This window comes from Pseudomaricurvus alkylphenolicus (assembly GCF_011683955.1).
GTDB lineage: Bacteria > Pseudomonadota > Gammaproteobacteria > Pseudomonadales > Cellvibrionaceae > Pseudomaricurvus > Pseudomaricurvus alkylphenolicus.
Genome location: NZ_JAAQPI010000036.1, coordinates 20410 through 28237, shown reverse-complemented (window position 1 = coordinate 28237; position 7828 = coordinate 20410). Strand labels below are relative to the sequence as shown.

Annotated in this window: 7 protein-coding genes; 1 reads left to right on the top strand and 6 read right to left on the bottom strand. The window is 52.3% G+C overall.

Translation table 11 applies throughout. The annotated features are described in order from the left end of the window. Positions 1-175: 175 nt before the first annotated feature. Positions 176-1228: a dipeptidase gene (locus HBA55_RS36395; RefSeq protein WP_167001000.1), complete on the bottom strand. Its 1053-nt coding sequence runs from the start codon at positions 1226-1228 to the stop codon at positions 176-178. A gap of 39 nt (positions 1229-1267) precedes the next feature. Between HBA55_RS36395 and HBA55_RS37955 the strand changes: the two genes are divergently transcribed. After that, positions 1268-1708 (top strand): helix-turn-helix transcriptional regulator, encoded by a 441-nt coding sequence (locus tag HBA55_RS37955; RefSeq protein WP_277345781.1) that lies wholly within the window; start codon positions 1268-1270, stop codon positions 1706-1708. Between the two features lie 110 nt (positions 1709-1818). Here the strand turns inward: HBA55_RS37955 and HBA55_RS36385 are convergent, their stop codons facing one another. The 5 genes from HBA55_RS36385 to HBA55_RS36365 form a co-directional block, all read right to left on the bottom strand. Further along, a complete protein-coding gene (locus HBA55_RS36385) occupies positions 1819-2010 on the bottom strand; it encodes a hypothetical protein (RefSeq protein WP_167000995.1) in 192 nt (63 codons plus the stop codon). A 98-nt stretch (positions 2011-2108) separates the two neighbouring features. After that, positions 2109-2765 (bottom strand): TetR/AcrR family transcriptional regulator, encoded by a 657-nt coding sequence (locus HBA55_RS36380; protein WP_167000993.1) that lies wholly within the window; start codon positions 2763-2765, stop codon positions 2109-2111. Positions 2766-2953: 188 nt separating this feature from the next. After that, positions 2954-3610, bottom strand: coding sequence for a TetR/AcrR family transcriptional regulator (locus HBA55_RS36375; RefSeq protein WP_167000991.1), 657 nt, complete (start codon positions 3608-3610; stop codon positions 2954-2956). Continuing rightward, a complete protein-coding gene (locus tag HBA55_RS36370) occupies positions 3600-5057 on the bottom strand; it encodes a sodium:solute symporter family transporter (protein WP_167000989.1) in 1458 nt (485 codons plus the stop codon). The genes HBA55_RS36375 and HBA55_RS36370 overlap by 11 nt, the downstream gene beginning before the upstream one ends. A 120-nt stretch (positions 5058-5177) precedes the next feature. Then, complete coding sequence (locus tag HBA55_RS36365) at positions 5178-7598, bottom strand: GcvT family protein (protein ID WP_167000985.1); 2421 nt, start codon at positions 7596-7598, stop codon at positions 5178-5180. Positions 7599-7828: the final 230 nt, after the last annotated feature.

Below are 7828 nucleotides of genomic sequence, written 5' to 3'. Positions count from 1 at the left end.
ATAATGGAAAGCACGCCGTATTGACCAAGTTTAGGGCGGGTCTCCATCCACAGTCCCAGGGCAACTAACAGCAACAATACCGCAAGAATGGCGACTAAATTTTCGGCAGCTATTAGTGTATCCAATTTAGCAGACACCCGATTTCATTAAACCCCAGGGTCTCGACATGCCGACGCTACCTCCATACCTGCCTACAAACACGCAAAAAGTTTCCACCCAGAATGCCCTTCACCTGCTCATCGCTGTAGTTTTTAGCCAATAAACCTTCAACGATATGGGGGATGGCATCAGGCCCGGCAAACTTCACATCGTGGTATCCCTGGTCTGCTGGAAATTTGGTGGAGTGCCCAGTAACAATTTCATTCAGGTAATCGATATTATCTACATAATCCAAACCGAAACCGACATGTTCCGCACCCACCAGCTCGGCAATATAATCGATCTGTTTGATAATAATGTCGGCAGACACATTATCCCCCGCTTTGCTCATAAAGGCGCCCACGCCATTAACGCCGATGACACCACCGGTAGCGGCACAGGCCTTAATTTGGGCATCACTGATATTGCGACCATGCTCATTCAGTGCCAACGGATTGGAGTGAGAGTAGATCACCGGCTCTGTAGAAGCCTCGGAGGCTTCCAGTGTGGTTCGCTCGCCTGTGTGGGTCAAGTCCACTATCATTCCAACCTGATTCATCTTAGCCACCAGGTTGAGTCCAAATTTGCTCAGCCCGCAATCGGTGCGCTCGTGGCAACCGTCACCCACCAGGTTTTTATCGTTGTAAGCGAGCAACATCTGGCCAACACCCAACGAGTAGTACAGCTCCACCATATCCAGGTTCCCGAGCAGCGGCATACTGCCCTGGAAGTTAAAATTAACCGCCAGTTTGCCGGTCGCTTTGGCCGCTTCCATCTCCTCTACGGAGCGGATCAGCGCAAAGCGCTCCGCCGTCATCGGATTAATGTTGGGGTTAAAGATATTGCGGTAGCTGGCAATAATTTGAGTGGTTTTTTCGATCGAGGGGAAATGATCCAGTCCCACGGTAACGGAGACCCAGTCCACGCCATTGGCACGATAACCATCCAGCACCCTGAGCAAGTACTCCCCGTTGCTTTTAAACAGCCCATCAAACGGACAACCGGGCATCAAGATATCGGCCACAAGATTGTCTTCAATTAACGCCTTGGCGCGCTCAGAAACCTCATTCAGGGTGGAGGTAAGTTTCATATTCAATAGCCTCAAAAGTTGTTCCGTTGGATCCGGAAAATGTCTACCCAGATTATCGTCTTTATCCATTCCCTGTCCTGTCATCCCGAGCAAACCTATTGTCATATCGGCCGATTTTCAAGCCACTATTGCCAATTTAGTGTAATTTATTGCCAGAAATCAGCCAAAGTGATAACGTCAATAGTATCTTGTAACAGCTATTTTGGAGCCAGCGGTGCGATCTCCTCAATCGATCAATTGGCTGACCAGGTGAATATGAGCCGCTCTCACCTGACGCACTCTTTTCGTCAGTATTTTGGTACCAGTATTATGGAGTTTGCTCTGGAGCTTCGCATGATAAAGGCGCGAGAGCTGTTGCATTCCGGCCAACACTCCGTATTGACAGTGGCACTAATGCTGGGCTACCAAAATCACGCCAATTTCACGCGCGCTTACCGCAAGCATTTTGGACATCCCCCCAGTGAGGATGTTGCTCGATAATTGGCCTTTTCAACCACTGGCAGATTCGCTGAAAGCAACTATTGTTCATGCTCTCTCCTTTTTGCTCGCCTTGCTCTAACCTTACGGTCTGTTTTTAGAGGACGAATTGGTTACAGTTCTACCACCACACCCACATTCTCGGCCAGGGCTTTGTCATAGACATGACGGGCAGCAAACAAATCCTGGGCAGTGTTGCCAAGGGAGTTGTAGACCGTGATTTGCTCTGCGTCTCCGTAGACGTTCGAATATGTAGGTCTGATCGCGCTCATGGCATCGATATAGGCGTTCACCTGAACGCCCATACCAAGGGTCAGATGAAACTTTTGGCGCTTATTCTAGTGCTTGGGATTAGTGGGACCAGATGCCATAAGTTTGATCTGACCCCTCTTTAATAGGTGGATTAGCAGCGGTCTTCGGGGGCGAGAATCACCAGCTCGCCGCAGTCGATGTAGAACTCGGCCAGGGATTCAAAGCTGTCTACGCTCAGGTCGCCCAGGTAGCTGTTTTCCAGGTGTTTGTAGTTGGCCAGGCCCTGGATCAGGGAGTTGAGGAAGTAATTGAATCTTTGCTTTAACCGCTTCTCGGGAAGCGTGGGAACACACTGCTTCAGTAAATGCATGATGCGACCTACCGCCACCTGACTGCGCTTGTTCAGTGCGTCGGAGGGCACCTGGGAGTTTTCGTACTCCACCCTGGCTAAAAAACGCACTGCGGAGTGACCCCACTCTTCTGTCTGGAGCAGTGTGATATAGGGGTAAGCAACGGCACTCAGCAATTGTCGCAGAGACCTTTCATCGAGCTCAGTGGCCTCTTCCAGCGCGACCAGCAGTGGATCACGCTCTTGGTCGAACCAATCCTGGATGTTGTTGATCAAGGTCTCGATCAATTGGTCTTTTGACTTGAAGTGATAATAGATGGCAGAGGTATTTTTGGCGCCCGCCATCTTGGTAATCGCACGAACCGACATCCCGTCAATGCCGTTTTCGGCGAAGACATTGAGCGATGTCAGCAGGAGACTGCGCTGGGTATCAGACAGACTGGTCGAATCAAAGGCCATTGGGTGAATTCTTCTTTCTATAACGCCTCGGAGTATACCTCCTGGGCTATATAGAAGGAAGCGCGCCGTATTGAGCGCCTCTGCCAAAAAAGAGGGCCACAACAAACCAAGGTTGTTGTGGCCTGGGGTACCTCTGAATAAAAAAACAGTGGCAGTATTGCTCAGCGGCCCCTTAAGCGGTTGGATAGCTAGCAGCGATTGGCCGGCGCAAGAATAACCTGTTCGCCACAATCGATATAAAACTCAGCTAGGGACTCAATACTGCTCGCACTCAGGTCCCCCAGATAGCTGTTCTCCAGGTGCCGGTGGTTAGCCAAACCCTGAATCAGGGAGTTAACCACGTAATTGAGTCGCCGCTTCAACTGCGTCTCCGGAATATGCGGCACGCAGCGACTGAGTAGACGCATCATCCGCTGAGTTACCACCTGAGCGCGTTTGTTCAGTGCATCGGAGGGAGCCTGGGCGTCTTCGTACTCTATACGAGCCAAAAAACGTACCGCGGAGCAGCCCCACTCTTCGGTCTCCAACAGTTTGACAAACGGTGAAGCCAGGCTATTCAAGAGTTGGCGAAGTGAGCTTTCGTCAAGGGTTTCATCCTCTTCCAGCGCAACCAGCAAGGGTTCCCGTTCCCGGTCGAACCAATCCTGTATATAGCCAATCAAGGTCTCGATTAACAGCTCTTTTGACTTGAAGTGGTAGTAGATGGCGGAGGTATTCTTGGCGCCCGCCATTTTTGTAATTGTGCGAACCGAGATGGCATCAACGCCATTTTCCGCAAAGACTTCCAGCGAGGTCAGCAGCAGGTTGCGTTTGGTTTCGGACAAACTGATCGGGTCAGACAGCATTGGGGTTCACTCTTTCCTTATTAGCATCAGGCGCTTCCTTACACAGGGTTACCACCAATGCGTGCACCAATAAACCGGCCACCAGGCCCGGCAGTGTTTCCAGCAACACATCACTGTAACCCAGAATGCGCCAGGCCGCGCACACCAGAAAACCGCTCATCATGCCGGCTTTTAGCGCCAAGGCATTAGTCTTCCACCCGAACACCACCACCAACAGGATGGGGGAAAAGGCGCCGGCCAACATCGATGCTGACAGAATAATCAAATCAAACACCGTAGTTCCGGCATTGGTCGCCAGCACAATCAACACACCGGCCACCAGCACCGGGATACTGGTTTGCACGATTGTGCCAAAACGCTGCATCAACCGTGTAAAAAACTTGGGAAATAAATCTTCAGACAGGGCACTGGAAATCACCAGCAGCTGCGCATCCAGTGTGGAGGCAATCGCTGAAAAAATCCCTCCCATGACAATACCTACCAGCAAGGGACTGAAGAAAGTTGCAGAGAATTCAGCCAGCCCCTGCTCGGGGTCCGCCAGACCGGGAAGAAACAAGTTTAACATCAGGCCAAACAACGACATGGAGATCCAGGCAACCTGCATAAACGATAGATACACCCACTTGGAAGCATTAACGTCTGTATCACTCTTGCCAGAAAACAGCCGAACCAGAAATTGCGGTGAACTTAAATCAAAACCCAGTGCCGTTGCCGCCCAGCCCAGCACCAAACCAGCGAGCATCACCCCGCTTAAACTGCTAAAAGAGACCAGCCCGGGGTCCAGCGCCTCGACTTGTTCAAATGCCGCTACCGGTCCACCCGCCATCACCAGCACCACGGTTAACATGATAACGGTGGTCAGCAAAATAATAATGGCTTGAATAAAATTGTTGATAATAGAGGACTTTAATCCGCCTTTGGCGCAGTACAAAAGAATAACGACCGCCGCAATCACCACGCCCCAAGTCAAATCGATATTAAACGCACCGGAGACGGTTTTACCTGCCGCCAGCAGCTGTGCCGTGGCGTAAAGACCAATCAATACCACCACCAAAAGCCCGGCTATCCGTCTTACCGACATCACACTGCGGTCTGCGGTTTTGGCATCAAGCAATGCCGGCACTGTAAAGCAGTTGTAATGCTTGGCTGTATTATACAAGCGCCGAGGAAAAAACTGCCAAAAGAGTAAATCCCCCAACAGCCAGCTCAGTGGAAACAGTACAGCTGCAAGCCCCATGGTATAACCGGCACCAACAGCCCCCACCATAATAAAGCCACTGGCCGCCGCCGCGCCCGCACTCAAACCCACTACAAATTTGCCGTTTGAGCGCCCGCCCAACAGGTATTCCTCTCGGCTACCGGCGGAGCGTCGGGCCACCAGGGTGCCCACCACCAAGAACAAGACAAGAAACAGCGTAAAACCAACAATCGAACCAAAGGCGTCCATATTATTTTTCCCAAAAAGGTGAGATACGGCCTTTAACTACGGCTACGAAGCACCATTAGTCTAATCACCATTGGTCTTCGTAGCCATCATAATAATAAGAGGCTTTATAGTGCTCCTTAGTTATCCCCGCATACGACTGCCCTGGGGGTCAAAGGGAGAATCCGCAATGATTCTGGCCTTGCGCTTGATGCCGACTACGTGAACCTCCAGCTCAAGCCCCTCTTCTATAACGTCGCGATCTACAAACGCCAAAGCCAGGTTTTTCTGAACACAGTGGCCATAGGCACCCGAAGTGACAAAGCCAACACGGCGCTCGCCTAACCAAATCGGGTCGAGGTTAGCCGCTTCCGCTTCTTCGGTGTCAATTTCCAGGGTGACAATGGTTTGCTGGGACGGCGACTCATCACGCTCTTTCAGCGCGGCGTCGCGGCCAATAAAGTCGCCTTTATCAAACGCGACAAAACGATCCATGCCGCACTGACCCGGCGTGTAACCGTGTGTGAATTCCGCATTCCAGATGCCGATACTCTTTTCCATACGCAAGGACAAGAGCGCATTAAAACCAACATCAACCAGGCCAAGATCCTTACCCGCTTCTTTAAGCGTGTTATAGAGAGCCAAATGCTGGGAGGCGGGCACATTAATCTCATAGCCCAGTTCGCCGCTGAGGGAAATACGCGCGACCTTGGCATTGCAAAGACCGACTTCCAAATCGCGGCAGGCTAAAAACTTCATGCCGTCGGCGGATACATCGGCGTTGCGAACCACCCGCTCAAGCACGGCGCGGGAATTCGGGCCAGAGAGCGAGAAGCCCACCCAGTCATCGGCAATATCGCGCACGGTCACACCACTTTCTGGCAGATGATCATTAAACCAGCGCATATGCCAGGCGCGCAGATAATAGGAGCCCATAATCCAGAAGGTGTTGTCATCCCAATTAAGGACGGTCAAATCACCTTTCATGCGACCAGACTCCGTCAGCATGGGCGCCAGTTTAACGCGCCCTTTTGCGGGCAGCTTGCAGGCCAGCAGATGATCGAGCCATTCGCGGGCACCTTCACCGCTCACCTCATAACGGGCAAAGGCTGAGATATCCAACAGCCCCACGCTCTCACGGGTTGCGTGACATTCGGCGGCGACAATATCGTGGGCATTTGAGCGTTTCTGGGAGGGGATCTCCTCGAATCCTTCTTCGGCAAAATACAGCGGTGTCTCCAAGCCCCAGTTTGCAGACCAGCGGGCGCCGGCGCGACTCATGGCATCAAAAGCGCCGGAGGTTTTTAATGGCCGACCTGCGGGCAGCTGCTCATTGGGGTAGGCCATGACAAAACGGCGGGAATAAAACTGCCCCGTGGTTTGCTTCAGGTATTCGCGGTTAGCGGCAAAATCGCCGTAACGGGCCACATCCATGCCGTAGATATCGGCACCCGGCTCACCCTCAACCATCCACTGGGCCAGGGACAGGCCCACGCCTCCGCCCTGGGCAAAACCGGCCATGACACCACAGGCGGTCCAGAAATTACGTACACCCGGCACAGGCCCCATTAACGGGTTGCCATCCGGGGTAAAGGTAAACGCACCGTTCACCCAGCGTTTGATGCCGGTTTCCTGCAGGCAGGGGTAACGCTCAAAACCCATCATCAATTCTTTTTCAATACGGGGCAGGTCTTCCTGAATCAATTCCATACCGTAGTCCCAGGGGGCACCTTCCATATTCCAGTGCTTGTGGTCTACCTCGTACACCCCCAGCAAGGCACCCTGGCCTTCGTGTCGCATATAGGTGTAACCGTCCAGATCCACCATCAATGGCAGTTCATTTTTGAGCGCGGCAATTTCGGGCGCGCTGTCGGTGATCAAGTAATGATGCTCCATGGGCGTGACCGGCAGGTCGGCACCGGCCATCAAACCCACCTGCTTGGCCCACAGACCGCCACAGTTGACCACATGCTCGGCGTGAATGGTGCCTTTTTCGGTGACCACATCCCAGGAGCCATCGGCCCGATGATTTAATTCGATAACACGATTGCGCAATATCACATCGGCACCGCGTTTGCGGGCGGCACCGGCATAGGCGTGGGTGGCACCATAGGGGTCGAGGTGACCTTCGTTGGCGTCATAGAGCCCGCCCACCACACCGTCGATATTAACAATGGGACAAAGCGCTTGAATTTCGTCCGGCGTTACCAGCCTTGCGGTTTCAATACCCATGGATTGATAGGTCGCCCAGTTGGCTTTCAGCATCTCCCAGCGCTCAGGCGTGGTGGCAAAATTGATACCGCCGGTCATGTGAAGACCGACGTCCTGGCCACTCTCTTCCTGGATTTCTTTATAAAGGTTAATCGTGTAATCCTGCAATGCCGCCATATTGGGGTCGGCATTCACAGCATGAAAACCACCGGCAGCGTGCCAGCTTGAACCCGCTGTCAGCTCTGCGCGCTCAATCAGCGCCACTTCGGACCAGCCCAGTTTTGCCAGGTGGTACAACACACTGGCGCCAACAACCCCACCGCCAATCACGACTGCCTGATAACTTGTTTTCATCTTTACACTCTCTTTTAAATTGCTTTTACAACGCCGGTTCGCCTACCAGCAACCGACCTACATCTAACTCGCGTGGATTAACCGACAACCCGAATGCCGCCTATACAGCCCACATCTTTTAATCTAAGTGAATTAATACAGTTGGATTATAACCATAGATTTACGATTCTAACAAGCGTGTTTCGCATGTTTGCGATGTTAATTAATCACCCGTTGACAACTTACAAAGC